This window comes from Flavonifractor sp. An4 (assembly GCF_002161755.1).
Classification (GTDB): domain Bacteria; phylum Bacillota; class Clostridia; order Oscillospirales; family Oscillospiraceae; genus Flavonifractor; species Flavonifractor avicola.
On record NZ_NFIL01000111.1, the window covers coordinates 1 to 887 of the forward strand.

Below are 887 nucleotides of genomic sequence, written 5' to 3' on the forward strand. Positions count from 1 at the left end.
AGTGAATTGTCAAACTAAGTGCAACAGGAATTGAGTTCGAAGTCCCATAATTCCTGGGCAGAATGGAAATTCAAAACTTTGCGAGGCCTGGCGTTAATTAACGCCAGGTTTCGTTTTAGCGTGGCGGGAGCGACTCTGGATAGATTCCTGCCTTTTGGATAGAATTCCCGGAGCAGGCCATTGAGATTCTCATTTGTACCTTTCTGCCAGGCACAATAGGGATCGGTAAAATAGACATCGCAGTGCAGCCGTTCCTCAATTCTGCGCCAGTTGGCAAATTCCGTGCCTCGATCACAAGTAATAGTCTTGACCAACTGTGGCGGGAAGGCGGAAAGCACAGAGACGATCGCGTTCTCCATGGTCTCCGCCCTTCGGTCCGGAATCTTAACTGCAATGTAAAAGCGCGTCTTGCGTTCCGCCAGGGTGGCGAAGCAGGCCTTACTCTTGCCCTGGCCGCTCACCACCGTATCCGCTTCCCAGTGCCCGGCTTCTTTCCGGCTGTACACGGATCTATCTCGTTTGCGGATCGACTTACCCTTACTGTATTTTCCACGAGTTTCCTTGCTTCCATGGCTCTTTCCCTTGCGCCGCAGCACTTTCAAGTTCCCGTTCACCAGGTATTTCTCATAGACCCAACGGTAGATCGTCCGCCAGCTGGGTATCTTCAGTTCGCACGGTGTGCAGGCGATCTGCTCCGGTGACCATGTTGCTTTCAATTTTTCATTGATGTAGTCAATCACTTCTTGTGCGTGAAACATTCCACGATGGCAGTAGGACCGCCGCAACAGATACTTCTTTTGAGCTGTGTGTGGATAGTAAGTGGGAATGTCATACATATGTGTACAGTTCCGTCGTATCTCCCGCGAAATCGTGCTCACGTTCCTTCC

1 protein-coding gene is annotated in these 887 nt (G+C 50.8%); it reads right to left on the bottom strand.

Features of this window, described 5'->3' with window-relative positions; genetic code table 11:
* Positions 1–14: 14 nt before the first annotated feature.
* The coding region (locus B5F94_RS15945) for an IS30 family transposase (protein WP_204247519.1) at positions 15–887 on the bottom strand (873 nt) is incomplete at its 5' end.